Consider the following 15250-nt stretch of genomic DNA (forward strand, 5'->3'; position numbering starts at 1 on the left):
TATGGACTAGAATTTCTATACTATATATGATTGAGAAATTATATTTGTAATATTAATTTTTTAAGTTCACGGTGAGGACTCATGAGAAAAATGCTCAAAGATTTATTTTTGTTGATATCCGTTTTAATTATTATCCTGCCCGTAGGAGCAGTTCCTGATGAACTGTCCGGGTTCGGCAATCTTACAGAAGGGCCCGGATTGAACAGGATAGAAAATGCTTCAAGAAACTACTTTGATTCCGATTCCGGTCTTATATGCATTGCTGCAGGAAAGATCTCGAATAATGAGGAGGTTGTTTCTGCAGATGATTTTGTAGAAGATGTTACTTTTCTAACTGATAGTCCCGAAAAGGAGCTGTCTCCTGTATGGTCAGCAGACGGTGAATATATCTTTTATACTGTTGAAGGAAACGGATCAAATGATTTTAAATCATACAGGATGAAAGCAAACGGTAGTGAAATAAAGCGGACAGGCATCGGTGAAGGTAACCTTACCGGTTTCAGTGATTTGAGCCTTGATGGAAGAGACCTAGTTATCATAAAATCAATGGGTTCTCAACTTGATCTTTATCTGGCAAATCTGGAAAACGGAACTGTAACTCCTGTTGCCAGCGACTCTCAGGTCTCCGAAGGCTGGGGCTCATGGTGCCGCTTTGGAAAAAAGATTACATATACTCAGGAATCTGCAGGTATGCCGCCCCAGTTATGGATAATCGATAGGGACGGAAACAACAGAGCCAGACTTGGAACATCGGAAAACGTGGGGACTGGAAAGGACTGGTGCCCTCTTGGACTGAGAGTTATATACAGCTCAAAGGATTCGCAGGGCAAATATGACCTGTGGGTAATAGATTACCACGGCACAAACCAGACTCAGTTAACAAATACATCATACAACGAATGGAACCCGTCTTTCAGTCCTAATGGAAAATGGATAGCATATGTTTCAGATGAAGGAGGAAGCCCTGATATATGGCTCAGGGACATAGAAGGAAACTACAGGTCCAGGCTTACAAACAATACTGGAAGATATGATTCCATCCCAAGATGGAGTCCTGAAGGGTCAAAAATTATGTTTGAAGGGTATAATCCCGGGAACAATTCTATATCTGATATTATCACAGCTGAAACTATAAACTATCCTGACAGCAGTGTTTCAAACATTACCGGTTCAAATCTTGATGATTCTGTTATTAGCGGTTCAAATCTTGATGGTTCTGTTACTGACGGGAAAAATAGCTCAGAAATTGCTTTAATGAATGGCTCGGATGCTGCTTTAACAAACGGTCTGGACGTTAGTTTAATTAATGAATCTGGCACAGGTTCGGTAGCTAGTTCAGACATCGACCCTCTTGATATTTCCGAAAATAGTCCGGGAGCTACCCCGGATAGGGTTTCGATAAATGATTCGGATGCAGCCAGTACCGATAATTCGGAAATTGTCATAATAAAACTCTTTTCTGCATCTTAATTTCTTCTTACCTAAAAATTGCCGGTGTTAAGGTAGATCCCTTTGAGGGCTGTCTCAGAGAGGGAATGTCACAATTTCCGTAGCAGTGATAAATTGGGGAGGACATGCAAGTGAAGGGCATATATCAGTTTACTTACCCGGGAAAGAGAGAATTGAAAGAATAGACGGTACAGGCAGCAGTGATAGTTCATCTGGAAGGAGTCCTGTCTGGAGGGAAAAGAAGGAGAAATAATCTCACATTACCCGCCTGTCGAACTTGTGGAATATGAATGGGGTGCAGGAAAGAAAGAAATCCTCAACGTGACTGTAATGCCAGATAACGTACCAAATAATTTGACTGAAAGATAATTTTTTTTGTAAGGGCGGGGCGGAAAGATGACCACATGGTAACTTACAGGAAAGACCCTCTGCTCTCGGGAGATGAAGACCAGTGGAGTTTAATGTCTTAAGGTATTCATTGAAGGTGGCTGAAGAGAGTTTCTCTTTTTGCTTTCTTAACTGTCTCTTTTTTCTCCCTTTTTCTTCAGTCCTTCTTAAAACTCATTCATCCAGCCCTTTCCTTCCCACAATGTAATTTGCAACCCTCAGAGCATCCCTTTCTCCGGTTTCTTTTTCTGGAGAGTCGCTCAGTTTCACAACAGGAATCCCGTTAATGCTGTGCAGTTTTATCACCATGTTCAGGGGGGGGCTTTCCCGGAAGAATTCTGAATTATTGGTAAGGCTTGTCCCTATACCGAAACTGCAGTTGATTTTACCTTCACAGTATTTCTTAAGTCTAACCGTTGCTTCGGCATTGAGGGCATCGCTGAAAACGATTAGTTTTTTCATCGGATCTATGCCCATTTTCCCGTAATGCTCTATCACCCTGTCAACAAAGGTATAAGGGTCTCCACTGTCGTGCCTGAAGCCGTCATAGATTTTAGACAACTTGAGGTCCATATCCTTGAAGAAAGCTTCAGAACCGAAAGTATCCGTCAGGGCAATTCCAAGATCTCCGTTGTAAACATCAACCCAGTTTTCAAAAGCGAAGCGGTTAGCGTACCTGAGCCCTACCAGGGCGGAAGTGCCCATAATCCATTCGTGCCCTACCGTACCTATGGGCTTTACACCATATTTTTTTGCAAAATAAACATTGCTTGTACCTGTAAGTGTTTTTATCCGCACAAGACTTCTCATTACCTGATCATGGAGTTCAAAACTTCTCCGCCTGCGGGTCCCAAATTCAGAAAACAGGCAGCCATTTTCCTCAAGAACCTTTCCTATTTCCAGGATTTTTTCTCCATAGGCTTCAAGTACGGATTCCAGTGTTGCGGATTCTGGTGTTCCCGGATTTTTCGTGCTGCCGTTCCATTCTTTCTCTATAGTTGTGAAATAGAGTTCGGAAACCGCAGCCATAAGGACAATTTCCCACAGGATCGTGCTGTGCCAGGGGCCTTTTATGCGCATGTCCAGATCGTTTTCCCTGGTAAGGCAGATTTCTACCTCTTCTGGCTTGAACCGGAAATTTTTGAGGTATTCAAGGTACATCGGCTTCAGAAAAGGACATTTTTCGCCAAGCCAGCGGTATTCTTCTTCTGTCAGTCTTAATCCTGAGATCTCTTCATCTATGACCCTTCTGAGTTCTTCCACAAACTCTCTGGAAAAGCGCTGTAATCCCCGGTTAGTAAAACGGTATTCGGCTTCTGCTTTTGGAAATAACTCCAGAACAGCCATCTGCATGGTGAACTTATAAAGATCGTTATCAAGTATGGATTTTATCACGGAAGGCCTTCCTTTAACGTTTTAGGTTGCTTCTGGCGCAACATCCGTAACTTCTTTTTCCCTATTGAAGCTTTTACTTCACGTATATGGCATACTGTATTTTTAAAATTTCTGATGTAACTGCATAACTCAAGTTTTCTTTATTAAGTTACTGATCCTTTAAGTCTTTATCCTGCCCCTGACGCCAAACAAATAATTACCGGAAAAACAGATACTTATCCTGGTATTAATTTAAACAGGAGATTTCGGGATATGGAAAGGAAATTTAAGTTCGCAACCCAATGCGTTCATGCGGGAGAAAAACCGGATCCGGTATTCGGAGCTCATACAACTCCAATATTTCAAACTTCAACTTTCATTTTTGATAGTGTTGAACAGGGAGCTTCAAGATTTGCAGAAGAGGAAGACGGGTATGTCTATACGCGCATTCCCCCGAACACGCCCACACACGCCGTCCTGTCAGAAAAGTTCGCTGCACTCGAAGGAGGGGAAGCAGGGCAGACCTTTGCTTCAGGAATGGCAGCAATCACTGCAGTTGCTCTGACAGCCCTCAAAAAGGGAGACCACCTGGTCTCAACTGATGTGGTCTACGGATGCACCTACAGCCTTTTTTCAGAAATTCTTCCCGGGCTCGGGATAGATGTTACTTTCGTAGACACAACAGATGCGGAAAACGTGAGAAAAGTTCTCAGGCCGGAGACTAAAATGGTTTTTCTGGAAACTCCTGCCAACCCTACCCTGAATGTATGTGATATCAGAATGATTTCCGGGCTTGCAAAAGCACAGGGAGCCATCTGTGTTGTGGATAACACATTTTCCACGCCTTATTTCCAGAAACCTCTTCTTCTTGGGGCAGATATTTCCCTCAGCAGCTGTACAAAATATATAGGCGGGCATGCAGATCTGCTTGGCGGAATCGTTGTATGCGACAAAGCTTTTCTAAAAAATCTGGCAAAGGTTGCCGGATATACGGGCGGAACAATGGGCTTGCACGAAGCCTGGCTCTGCATAAGAGGGCTGAAAACCCTCCATATCAGGATGGAAAGACACGCCGAGAACGCGCTGAAGGTTGCCAATTTCCTTGAGTCTCATCCCGCAGTTGAATGGGTAAGATATCCTGGGCTTTCATCCCATCCGCAGCACGAAATCGCAAAAAAACAGATGAGCGGGTACGGAGGAATGCTTTCTTTCGGAGTAAAGGACGGGATTGATGCCGGAAGCAAGCTCATGAACAGCGTCAGGCTCTGTTCTCTCGCAGTAAGCCTCGGGGCAACTGATACCCTGATTCAGCATCCTGCTTCCATGACGCATGCCTGCGTCCCGAAAGAAGTAAGAGGAAAAGTGGGCATTACTGATGGGCTTGTCAGGCTTTCCATAGGAATCGAAGATCCTGAGGACATAATTGCAGACCTCAAACAGGCGCTTGAGAAAATTTGAGCCGTAAATCAGGGGCCTGCTTTACCTGTCTTATTTTCATAATCAGACAAAATATATTTGCCTCCGGACTAATCTTTTGTTTGCACCAGCACGTAATAAGCTCTTAAGGCAAAATCAATAGCATACATGAACCGGGGGGATTTATCTGAAAGCGCTCGTATTCGGAGCTGATGGTTTTGAGGATGTTGAACTTATTTATCCTTACCACCGTTTGAAGGAAGAGGGCATCACCACACACGTGGCTTCAATGAAGAAAGGAAAGATAAAAGGAAAGTACGGGTATGATGTAGAGGTTGATATCGCATTTAAGGATGTGAACCCTGAAGATTACGATATCCTTGTAATATCCGGAGGGAAAGGGCCCGAAAAAATGAGGCTTGATAAAGATGCACTTGAGATCACAAAACACTTCTTTGAAAAGAATAAACCGGTCGCTGCAATCTGCCACGGCCCGCAGGTCCTGGTCTCGGCAGGCGTAATAAAAGGAAGAAAAGCTACCTGCTGGATAGGGATAAGAGATGATATCATAGCTGCAGGAGCGCTTTACGAAGACAGTGAAGTCGTTATTGATGGGAACTTCGTTTCTTCAAGAAGTCCTGATGACCTTTACGCCTTCGGAAGAGAAATGATTAAATTGCTGAAATAAAGAAGAAATATGTTCTGTTTTTAACTTCTTTCTTTTACTTTAATCATTTCTCTTTTTAATGGGCTTTTTAACTACTCTTTTCAGTTCTTTTGAGTTTCTTTTTCTTGAATTAACATCTCCCCGGACCTTCTGCAGTTAGCAGAAATGTATGTTAACAGAAATGTATTTCTGAATGACGGGTAATGGAATCACGCATTTCGAAATATTCCTGCGCTTTTCAGCCTGGTCTGGAATGATCTTTTCATCTGAGCCTTTCAGGTTCAGTAACGGATCGGATTGGAGCCGTACCTTGAACCCTTTCGTTCTCCCTCTTCTTCTTCTACTTTTATTGTGTGTGATCCAGTTGAACTATCCGGTCCTTCATCTTCTACTTTTATTTTATGCCAGCCAGACCAGGAGCGGCATTTTTCACACTTTAAGACTTGTTTTACAACGTAAGCAGACCCTATTATCGCTAAGGCATAACCCGCTGTTTTCATTAATTTCTGCATGATTATTCACTCCAAGCTATTAATGTACTTCATAGTTTATGAAGATAAGCAAAGAGCCGAAAGACAGCATTATCTGAAATGAGAGACATATAAGGCTGCAAAAACAGATGGATCAATATCAGTATATGGGGATTTCAGGGTAAACATATAAAAAAGGCTATTATTTGTTTATTATCTATGTTTGCCTGAGAGATAGCCCTGGCTGCAGATAATAGAATCTTCCAGGCATTTTATAGGAAAGGATCGGAGATGTAACAGCTTATTTATTCTCAAAAAAGGCAGTTCCAATTATAGTTCAACTAGGGAGCCTGTTTTTCCGGATTTGAACACAGTACAAGAGTGCACTCTGTGCCGGTATAGAAGCTAACGCAATTTTCCGTCATTTTAAGCATGTCAACACGCTGATAATACATCTTATCAGATAGTTTCTGTTTATCTGTCCACAGCGTGTTTAAAAGGAAAGAGTATACTGTGGCAGGGTCCTTATGTTTGGCAAAATATGCCTGTACTGCATTGAAATATTCCTTTGATTGTATTCTCTGCACTTTAAATCCCTATCTGTCATTATACTGTTTAAATAAATACCTTTGGGAAAGACGAAAACTATGTTAGGAAGTTGTTTTTAAACATTGATTTTCAATTGGTTTTTTCTATTTATTTCCTTAATTTTTTTGGAATATATTGTCCTATTTATAAATACTTATAATATAATATCTTTTATAATATTATAATGGCTTTAAAACTGAAAGAATTTTCTTAAACTGAAAAAAGCAACTAAATTCTTAAACTTTGAGAGATAGGATAAATATACAGATAAATATACAATAAATATACAGATAAATATACAATAAATATAGAGCAAATGTAGAATAAGTATACAGAATAAGTATACAGAACAAGTCTACAGAACAAATGTGACTAATTAACTTTCTGATTAAGTCATTACCCTCGGTTACCAGCCTTTTTTATATTTCTTTGGAAGCTTCTGTTCCTTTTTACTGGATTTTTTTTCATGCATCGATCTCTTCTCATTTTTACCAGATTTATCATTCTTACCAGATTTTTCCAACTCCGAAATATTTGAATCCGGAGATTTTTCGGTTTTAGATACTTCAAAAGAAGACGGATTATTGTCTTCTTCATCCTTTTTCATAAAATTTTTCATATTATCAAATATTTTCTTGAAAGGACTGATCTTTTTTCCAGGATTTTTATGAGAATTATGAGAGCTATTATCAACCATATATCTGCACACCTTTTAGTATTCAGTAGTTATTCGGTTTTTTATACCAAGTAAACAATCATAATTAATTATAAATGTATATGCTAACAATAATGAAACGGGCATTTTGACAAAGATTTTGGACCTGGGGATTTAGACCGGGGATTAGAGATTTAGACCAGAGAGTGTAGTTGAAATTATTAATAAATCTGCTAAAATCCACAAATTGCAATCCATCAGTTCTGTGAGACTATTCCGGGATTTCGAATTGATTCAGGGAAATTAAGTGCTGAGGATGGCTATAAACTCAGGGCTCCAACCAAAACCTGTGATGAGCCTCTAAAAGGGTTTTGGATTATTTCATCTAATCTTCTGAGAATATTCCGTAATTAATACTTTATCGATCTTTTAATTAATTATTAAAAGTCAGTTAAAGATTATATTCTATACATATACCTTCAAAAAGCTTTACTGTTCTATTAAATGCTGACACTTTCTTTTTTTCTTTAAGTATGCTTTTATTATTCAATGATAATAAAGAGGTTGACTGCGTCCGGTGCCCTTGAGAGGCTCTCAGATCAGATGCCCGGTTCTGTGAGACCTTAACTGCAGTTACAATGGAAAAACGCCTGAAATAATCTCGCCACAAAAAGGAAACCCACTGTCATAAAAACTATAACTATCCACTCGATATCTCAGGTGTTTTCAATTGTAACAGGTAAAGGAAGCAGTCTGAACAGAAAACCTACAAAAAGACCTGTACCCCAGAAAAATGAGGCTCCATGCATCATGCCGGTGCCTCAAAAGAAAAAACCACATCGGCCTGATTTGACCATATAATGCGTCATTCAGGCCGGATATCTGGCAGATTTATTCTATTTTAACTTCCCATCCTCTGGATGTCAAATTCTTTGCGTGTTCAATACCTGCACTTGATGGGACGGCGTTTCCGCTTAAATCCAGAGACCCATTACGGGTATGGTACGAATCCAGTTTCTGGAGTATCCCGTCTACTGCTGTTTGATCGAGTAAATTCTGACTGGCATCTAAATAAAGTAAACCGGGGTCATCGGATATATCCAGACTTATAATTTTATTATTACAAACATTAACAGTGCCTTTTCTACCGGCAGGGAAACACCCGGAAAAATTGACTATCGTATAGTTATTGCTGGACAGCAGAACTTTTTTCAAATCCTTTGAAGTCAGGTGCAGGCTGCCGCTTTGATTGCCGTTCCAGATAAAATAGTCTTTAAGTAGTGGAAACTGGCTGACAGGAAACGTGCCTGTCATCTGAGGGTTGTCTCTGACACATATATGCCATACATGTGCCCCCGTGGTACCCCAGTTTATTTCATATGTTGAACTTCCCTGAGATGCCCCACGAAGATCAGCCAGTGAAGGGGCTTCTGATAGATCAAGATAAGAAATTTTACAATTTTCTAAGCAGAGCCTGGTAAGAGATGGAACATTCCGGAGTCTTATATCAGTCAATGATGTGCAGTAAAAACATTCAACCGTATGCAGTTCCGTAAAGTTGCTGAAATCCAGCTCGCTTATCGGATTAAAACTTGATGCCCATACCCTGAGGGACGGTGCAACGTTTTCTAATCCACTTACAGCTATCACATTTTGTTGTTTCAGTTTTTCTATCGTACCAGGGCCCGGAGTTACTCCTCCATCTGAGCCATCGTATCCGATGTTGATCTGGGTCACTGCACTCCATGGTGTTACTATGAGAGTGTTTACTCTTGTCTTTTCTGAACCAAAATTGACGGTTGGAGACGTGGAGCCAGATGTTGAACCGTCACCAAATACCCACTGAATTTCCGGGCTGCCCTTAACTTTTATAATTGGCGAAAATGATGAACCTTCAGTAACAAATGTAATATTTGCTTCAGGTGATGGAGGCATCACCTCTGCATCCGGAATGAAGCTTGAACTGATCTCGTCATGGTCTGAACCTGTGCATCCCAGGGTAGAAGCAACTAGAATAATGATGGCTAGCAGTCCTGCAATTTTAATCCCGGGAATTCTATTAATGAACCGCATAATAGATCTCCTGGTATTATTTTTCTTTTAGATACTATAAGATCATTTTAGATTTATTTTCTGAAATTTACAATTATTTTTGTAAAGTAAGTCTGGAAACAATTTTTACATTCACTAAATATTTATGCCATCCGATGTAAAAAAGTTTTCTTCTTAAACTTGTTTAATTTGTAGGAGTAAAATAGAGTAAAATAGTATTTATCTATAGCAGGACTTTCAAAATCGGAAAACGAAGTTCAGGTATCATTTAAATATCGAGGGTGATATGTATAACAGGATAGGATGATCGATGAAGTGCTAAAGGTTTTCGGTAAGCTCGATGCGAAGGATTTCAGGATACTTACTGGCATCGAGATAGGGATGAAGCATTTTGAGTGGGTGCCGATAGAGGAGCTCAATAAGTATACAAAACTGCCTTTTGACAAGCTTGAGTACAGGCTGAAGAAACTTGTGCGGGAAAAGCTTGTTGTTAGAACCACCCAGCCTTATGAAGGTTTTCATATTTATTTTGAAGGATATGATGCCCTTGCTCTCAATGCTTTTGTGAAGCGAAAAAGCATCAGTGCCATAGGGAATGAAATAGGAGTAGGTAAAGAGTCCGTTATTTATGAAGCGATCCGGCAGCCCGAGCTTGCAATTGGAGGACCTCTCCCGGTTATAATCAAATTCCACAGGGAAGGCAGGACCAGTTTCAAGCAAATAAAAAGAGTACGTGAGCACCTTGGAGAAAGGGAACATTTCTCCTGGATTTATGCTGCCAGGCTTGCAGCCCAGAGGGAATATGAGATCATGAGCAAACTTTACCCGCAGGTTTCTGTCCCAAAACCCCTAGACCAGAACAGGCACGCCATAGTAATGGAGCTTGCAAAGGGAAGTCTGCTCTCAAAAACAAAACTTGTTGACCCTGAATGGTACCTTGATGAGATCCTGAAGCAGGTAAAGATAACCTATTCTCGTGGAGTCATCCACGCTGACTTAAGTGAGTATAATATCTTTGTATCCGAAGAAGGCGTTCAGCTTATTGACTGGCCCCAGTACGTAATCCTGGAACACCCTCATGCCGACGAAATTCTCGAAAGGGATGTTTCGAATATCCTGACTCATTTCTCAAGAAAATATAACATTAAAAGGGAGCTTGAAAAAGTTCTGGAAGAGGTCAAGAGCGGGGAAGAGAAAAGTTCTGTAAATTTAGATAATGACTTGGAAAGAGTTAAAGAAGAGGAAAATTATCTGGAAAGAGTTAAAGAAGAGGAAAATGATCTGCAAAGAGTTAAAAAAGATAATGTTAAGAAAGAAAACCCCGAAACAGAAGACTTTGAAGACGGAAATTTTTGAGCATGAGACCTTTTGTTAGTGGGATGAAAACCTTAAATCCCTTAAATTAAGATAAAATCCTTAAATTTTTTATAGTGAGATGAAAACCTTAAATCTTTTATAGTGGAGTGAGATCCATTGTTAGCGGATTTTGAAATATAAGGCACCGAATTAGAGGATTTAATGATGTTCCTTCTAAAAGAGGTCTCAAAGATATCTGAATAAAGATAACTTTCCTTAATATGTTGAATAAAACAACTGTCAATATGTATAGTTTTTCTGTTCTGATATGCTCTTTTTATCTATTCCTCTTTTTATCTAATCCTCTTTTTATCTATCCCATATCTTTTTTCTCTTTTTTGTAAACCTTTAATCTATAGTCTAATTTCTTTTATTTTATAGTTAATTAGATTTTAATTATAGTCTTCACGTTTTTTTATTTATAGTCTTCTTGTTCTCATTTATAGTTTTTCTGATTTCATATATATTTTAATTGTTTTTATTTATAGCACGCATATTTTTATTTATTACATTTTTGTTTTTATTTGTTTCTGATTAAGAGCCTGAACACAAATCAGAAAGTAGATCGTGGGAAAAATCTAATTTAAGGGGGAGCCATTTAGGGAAAGTACAGAAGTGAATTTAATTAACAAATTAAAATTAGCTGAACAAAAAGCTGACTTTATAGAGTATGTCAATTTTATAAAATAATGGTAGAAATCAGTTAAATATATATTCAACAAGAGATAAAATATAGGTGTTCATGCAAAAAAGGATTATCTATGGAATCGATATTGCCCGGGGATCTCCCAGGGCGAGGGAACTTCCCAGGTATGCCCTTGCAATTCTCAGGGACGGGGAGATCTCTCATTTTAGTATGCTCCGCCGCCAGAAGATCTTTAATATGATCCAGAGGGACAGGCCGGAGATTATAGCTGTTGACAATATTTTTGAGCTTGCGGCTGACAGAAATGAACTCCTTTCTCTTATGGAACGACTGCCTGACGGAGTCAAGCTAGTCCAGGTAACCGGTGGGCTGCACCCTGAACCTCTTGTCAGGATTGCACGCAAGCATGGGATCTCTCTTGACCCGGAAAATCCAAATGATGAAGCCGAAGCCTGTGCAAGGCTTGCGGACCTCGGAGTCGGGCACGAGGTTTCTCTTTTTGAAGACATTACTAAAATCAAGGTAAGCAGAGCTCGTTCTCTTGGACGCGGAGGATGGAGCCAGAACAGGTATAGAAGAAAAGTACACGGAGCTGTACTTCAAAGGAGCAGAGAGATTGAAAACATCCTCAAAGACCTTTCACGTGAAAAAGGCATCAGGTTCGAAGCTGTAAATGTGAAGGGGTTCGGGGGCTATGTCAGATCTGAATTTACTGTCTATGCAAAACGTGGAGAGGTACCAGTACATTCTATGGCAAGCAATGATGCCCAGGTAAGTGTGAGAAGTGTTGAACGCGACAAAATCCGTTATGTCCCGCTGAAACCCAGGAGTCAGAAGCGAAAATTCACAATAGTAGGGCTTGATCCGGGAACCACTGTAGGCATAGCCATCCTTTCCCTTGATGGGGACCTCCTCTACCTGAAAAGTTTCAGGGGAATAGCTCCTGATGAGGTTGTCAAGATTATTGCCGAATACGGAAAACCTGCAGTGATCGCAAGCGATGTTACTCCAATGCCGGGTTCGGTAGAAAAGATCAGGAGGAGCTTTAATGCTGTCCCTGCAAGCCCTGGAATTGAGGTCTCTGCCGAAGAAAAAATTGCACTCGGGAAGACTTTCGGCTATTCCAATGACCACGAAAGGGATGCATTAACTGCGGCTCTTCTCACCTACAGAAGTTACAAAAATATATTTACCCGTATCGAAAAGAAAGCACCGGAAAATTCAGACCTTGAGCTGATAAAGCTTCATGTAATCCGGGGAGAGTCAATAGAGTCTGCGATTGAAAAAGTACGTGCTGCCTTACAAGCTCGTGAAAAGCCCCCCGGAGCAAGAGCAGCCCCTGAAAAACCAGAGGAAAAGGCGGTTGACGAGTCCTTCCAGAGAATGAGGGAAACTGTCCATAGGCAGGGGGAACAGATTCAGAACCTGCAGGAATATGTTGAAGAACTGAAGCAGGCAATGGCAGCAAAAGATAGAAAGATTTCAAAGCTTGAGTCAAGGTTAAAAGGCTTCAAAAAGGAAGCTTATAGCGAAATCAGGAAATCAAAAGAGGTCCAGATCAGGGACAGCACGATAGAGAGCCTCAAAAAAGAGCTGAGCAATAAAAACAAAACCGTTAAAGAACTGAGGCGGAGAAGCAATAAACTGCGCAAAATCCAGAAAATGGAAATACGCGGTGAAGGCACCCCGGTAAAGGTTATCTCGGCTTTTACGAAAGAGTCCATTTCCGAAACTAAAGAGAAATACGGGCTCAAGGCAGGGGACGTTGTCTTTCTGGAAAAACCGAGCGGAGGCGGGGCTGCAACTGCCCAGATCCTCGTGGAAGCCAGAGTCCGGGCTGTAATTATACCTGAGGATATCTCTCATGCAGCAGAGGAGACTTTCTTTAAAGGCGACGTGCCTGTTTTAAGAGGTATCCAGCTTGAGAGAGCTGATGACTTTGCAATGGCAGAACCAGAAGCTCTCAAAGCTGCAATTGCTACATGGGAAAAAGAAGCCGAAGCAAAGCGGCATAAAGCTAAAGAGGATAAGCTCGAGAGCCTTTTTGAAGAATACAGGAGCGAAAGGAGAAGGGGCCTAATCTAAGGCTCCTTTAAAAACCTTTCCGGCAAAATAGGGATTACTTCCATTCCCAATCCTTTATAGTATAACTCGAATCTTCGCTTACCTCGGCTTCGAAAACACAGACCACGCTATTGAGGCGCGCCAGCTTAGGTGCCTGTGTATTAAAAATTGTTGCCCCCCTAACACTGCTGCGTGGCGGGAGCCCTTTTGAAATGGATATCCCTGACATTGTAAGAGTGGCTGCATCACCATCTTTTGTTATCAGAATTCCGCGCCCTTCTGAGTATTGCATGCCATTAGGCCTGTTCTTACCCACAACAGTTAGCGTGAGAGTGCACTCAATTCCAAAAACATTTCCCTTCTCTTCAAGGGTCATCTCTACAGTGCCATTGTCGTCAAGCACTCTCATGCCTGTCGTTTTTCCCATAGCTTCGTATATCAGGTCCCCTAACATTTTAATTCCCCTTTAATAACGTATGTGCATCCCGTTATATATACTGAAGCGCTGGTTATCTGCTATTATTTATTTGTTGGTCATCTTTTATTACTTATTACTGGTTATCTATTATTACTTATTTGTTAGTCATCTTTTATTACTTATCACTGGTTATCTTTTATTACTTATCACTGGTTATCTTTTATTACTTATTACTGGTTATCTATTATTACTTATTACTCGCTATCTGTTATTACTCATTTTATTCATATCTCTATAACATTGCTTATTTTATCCTTTCTTTATCTTAATAACGAAAACATTTTAAAAATTCTTTTGCCCATATTAAAAGATGAAAGATCCCCCATTTGCAGGTGCATATGCTTCCACTCCGATTTCTTCTGAAATCCACTCTGCAAAAGCTTCCGTTTTCTCTCCGTGCATAACGAAAACTCTTTTAGTGCCCTTATCGCAGAAGTCCTTTACAAGCTGCTTCAGCTCCCTGTCCCCGCAGTGGGCGGAAAAATCATACTGTTCGATTGCGGGTTTGAGGGAAAGGATATCTCCCCTGGTTTCTATCATCCTGTGTTCCAGAGCAAGCCTCCCGTTTGTCCCTTCAACCTGGTAGCCGGTCAGAAGGATTTTTGACCCCGGGTCATTGTAAAGCCTGCTCAGATAATAGAGTACGGGACCTCCATTCAGCATCCCTGCGGTTGTGACAATTACTGCCGGTTCCCCAAGTACAGATTCCCTTAAGTGGTTTTTCACCTGCGTGGCGCGTTCGAATGCCCTGTCAAGGAGGTCGGGGTTTCTGAGGTATTCGGGGTATTTTTTGAGGATTTTGTACACATCCCTGCCCATCCCGTCAACATAAGCCCGAATCCCGTACGCGTCAAGCAACATAAGGATCTCCTGCGTCCTGCCTATGGCAAAAGCAGGAATAAGGGCAGTTCCTCCGATGTCAAGTGTCTCATGAATGGATTCTATGAACCTCTCTTCAGTCTCTTTACGCTGGACGTGGTCTTCCCCGAAGTAGGTGCTTTCAAGCACAAGGGTATCGGCTTCAGGAAACTCTTCTGCACCGGGAACAAGCCTTGTCTCCTGCAGGCTCAGGTCTCCTGTATAAAACAGGCTTTCTCCTGATTCGGATTCGATGTGAATTCCGGATGCTCCCGGTATATGGCCTGCGTTGTAAAAGCAAACGTTATAGCCGTGGGTTTTGAAAGTTTCTCCGTAATCCTTTCTTTGTGTCTTGTGGTTAAGCTTCTGAAGGTCATCAGAATCAAAAGGAGATACACCTGAAAGAGTGGTCTCTGCAAGCTTGAGAGTATCTCTTCCGAGCAGGGCTGTGAAATCTGCTGTCGGAGGTGTCATAAAGACCTCGGGGTTCAGGTACATGAGGTTAGGGACAGCCCCGCAGTGGTCCAGATGCCCGTGTGATACCAGCACGGCTTTTGGTTCCATGCCGTTTTTTGGATATTCGGGAATCTCTCCGGCTTTTATACCGTAATCGAGCAGAATTTCTCCATTAACAAGCAGTCCCGAGCGTCCTACTTCCCTGCATCCGCCTTTAAAACTGAGTTCCAGAAAAAACACCCCTTGAGATCAATTATTAAGCTATTTTTATCAAATGATTCCTTAATTAATCCTTTTTATATCATATCCACTGTCTGTACACTACTGTCTGTAC

The 15250-nt window shown here is 41.1% G+C and carries 12 protein-coding genes; 5 read left to right on the forward strand and 7 right to left on the reverse strand.

All coding sequences use genetic code 11. The features are described from left to right. Nucleotides 1–81 precede the first annotated feature (81 nt). On the forward strand, nt 82–1470 hold the full coding sequence (locus M886_RS12120; RefSeq protein ID WP_048051252.1) for a TolB family protein: 1389 nt from the start codon (nt 82–84) through the stop codon (nt 1468–1470). A 540-nt stretch (nt 1471–2010) separates the two neighbouring features. Here the strand turns inward: M886_RS12120 and pncB are convergent. Then, a complete protein-coding gene (gene pncB, locus M886_RS12125) occupies nt 2011–3231 on the reverse strand; it encodes a nicotinate phosphoribosyltransferase (protein WP_053228891.1) in 1221 nt (406 codons plus the stop codon). A gap of 252 nt (nt 3232–3483) precedes the next feature. Between pncB and M886_RS12130 the strand changes: the two genes are divergently transcribed. Both M886_RS12130 and M886_RS12135 read left to right on the forward strand, forming a co-directional pair. Then, nucleotides 3484–4668: a trans-sulfuration enzyme family protein gene (locus tag M886_RS12130; RefSeq protein WP_048051253.1), complete on the forward strand. Its 1185-nt coding sequence runs from the start codon at nt 3484–3486 to the stop codon at nt 4666–4668. Nucleotides 4669–4813: 145 nt separating this feature from the next. Further along, a complete protein-coding gene (locus M886_RS12135) occupies nt 4814–5314 on the forward strand; it encodes a type 1 glutamine amidotransferase domain-containing protein (RefSeq protein ID WP_048038613.1) in 501 nt (166 codons plus the stop codon). Nucleotides 5315–5574: 260 nt separating this feature from the next. Here the strand turns inward: M886_RS12135 and M886_RS12140 are convergent, their stop codons facing one another. From M886_RS12140 to M886_RS12155, 4 genes are all read right to left on the reverse strand, one after another. Continuing rightward, complete coding sequence (locus tag M886_RS12140) at nt 5575–5805, reverse strand: hypothetical protein (RefSeq protein WP_048037537.1); 231 nt, start codon at nt 5803–5805, stop codon at nt 5575–5577. Nucleotides 5806–6104: 299 nt separating this feature from the next. Continuing rightward, the gene (locus M886_RS12145; RefSeq protein WP_048037535.1) at nt 6105–6350 is read right to left on the reverse strand and encodes a hypothetical protein; all 246 of its coding nucleotides are present in this window, start codon (nt 6348–6350) and stop codon (nt 6105–6107) included. A gap of 407 nt (nt 6351–6757) precedes the next feature. Beyond that, nucleotides 6758–7048 carry a hypothetical protein gene (locus tag M886_RS12150; RefSeq protein ID WP_048038616.1) on the reverse strand — a complete coding sequence of 97 codons (291 nt, stop codon included), beginning with the start codon at nt 7046–7048 and terminating at the stop codon, nt 6758–6760. An 849-nt stretch (nt 7049–7897) separates the two neighbouring features. Next, nucleotides 7898–9079: a hypothetical protein gene (locus tag M886_RS12155; protein ID WP_048051254.1), complete on the reverse strand. Its 1182-nt coding sequence runs from the start codon at nt 9077–9079 to the stop codon at nt 7898–7900. 282 nt (nt 9080–9361) lie between these two features. On the opposite strand from M886_RS12155, the gene M886_RS12160 reads away from it, so the two are divergent. Together M886_RS12160 and M886_RS12165 are read left to right on the forward strand one after the other, a co-directional pair. Further along, entirely contained in the window at nt 9362–10414 is a 1053-nt protein-coding gene (locus M886_RS12160) for a serine/threonine-protein kinase RIO2 (protein WP_048051255.1), read from the forward strand. 736 nt (nt 10415–11150) lie between these two features. Then, nucleotides 11151–13145 carry a DUF460 domain-containing protein gene (locus M886_RS12165; protein ID WP_048051256.1) on the forward strand — a complete coding sequence of 665 codons (1995 nt, stop codon included), beginning with the start codon at nt 11151–11153 and terminating at the stop codon, nt 13143–13145. A 34-nt stretch (nt 13146–13179) separates the two neighbouring features. Here the strand turns inward: M886_RS12165 and M886_RS12170 are convergent, their stop codons facing one another. Both M886_RS12170 and M886_RS12175 read right to left on the reverse strand, forming a co-directional pair. Beyond that, a complete protein-coding gene (locus M886_RS12170; RefSeq protein WP_048051257.1) occupies nt 13180–13578 on the reverse strand; it encodes a hypothetical protein in 399 nt (132 codons plus the stop codon). Nucleotides 13579–13905: 327 nt separating this feature from the next. Continuing rightward, nucleotides 13906–15156 carry an MBL fold metallo-hydrolase gene (locus M886_RS12175; RefSeq protein ID WP_048051258.1) on the reverse strand — a complete coding sequence of 417 codons (1251 nt, stop codon included), beginning with the start codon at nt 15154–15156 and terminating at the stop codon, nt 13906–13908. Nucleotides 15157–15250: the final 94 nt, after the last annotated feature.

Source organism: Methanosarcina soligelidi (assembly GCF_000744315.1).
Lineage (GTDB): Archaea > Halobacteriota > Methanosarcinia > Methanosarcinales > Methanosarcinaceae > Methanosarcina > Methanosarcina mazei.

Excerpts from the sequence above, each read along its gene's own strand:
- M886_RS12155 (WP_048051254.1), bottom strand. The coding sequence starts at position 9,079 with ATGCGGTTCATTAATAGAATTCCCGGGATTAAAATTGCAGGACTGCTA.
- M886_RS12170 (WP_048051257.1), bottom strand. The coding sequence starts at position 13,578 with ATGTTAGGGGACCTGATATACGAAGCTATGGGAAAAACGACAGGCATG.
- M886_RS12160 (WP_048051255.1), top strand. The coding sequence starts at position 9,362 with ATGATCGATGAAGTGCTAAAGGTTTTCGGTAAGCTCGATGCGAAGGAT.
- M886_RS12140 (WP_048037537.1), bottom strand. The coding sequence starts at position 5,805 with ATGCAGAAATTAATGAAAACAGCGGGTTATGCCTTAGCGATAATAGGG.
- M886_RS12150 (WP_048038616.1), bottom strand. The coding sequence starts at position 7,048 with ATGGTTGATAATAGCTCTCATAATTCTCATAAAAATCCTGGAAAAAAG.
- M886_RS12120 (WP_048051252.1), top strand. The coding sequence starts at position 82 with ATGAGAAAAATGCTCAAAGATTTATTTTTGTTGATATCCGTTTTAATT.
- M886_RS12130 (WP_048051253.1), top strand. The coding sequence starts at position 3,484 with ATGGAAAGGAAATTTAAGTTCGCAACCCAATGCGTTCATGCGGGAGAA.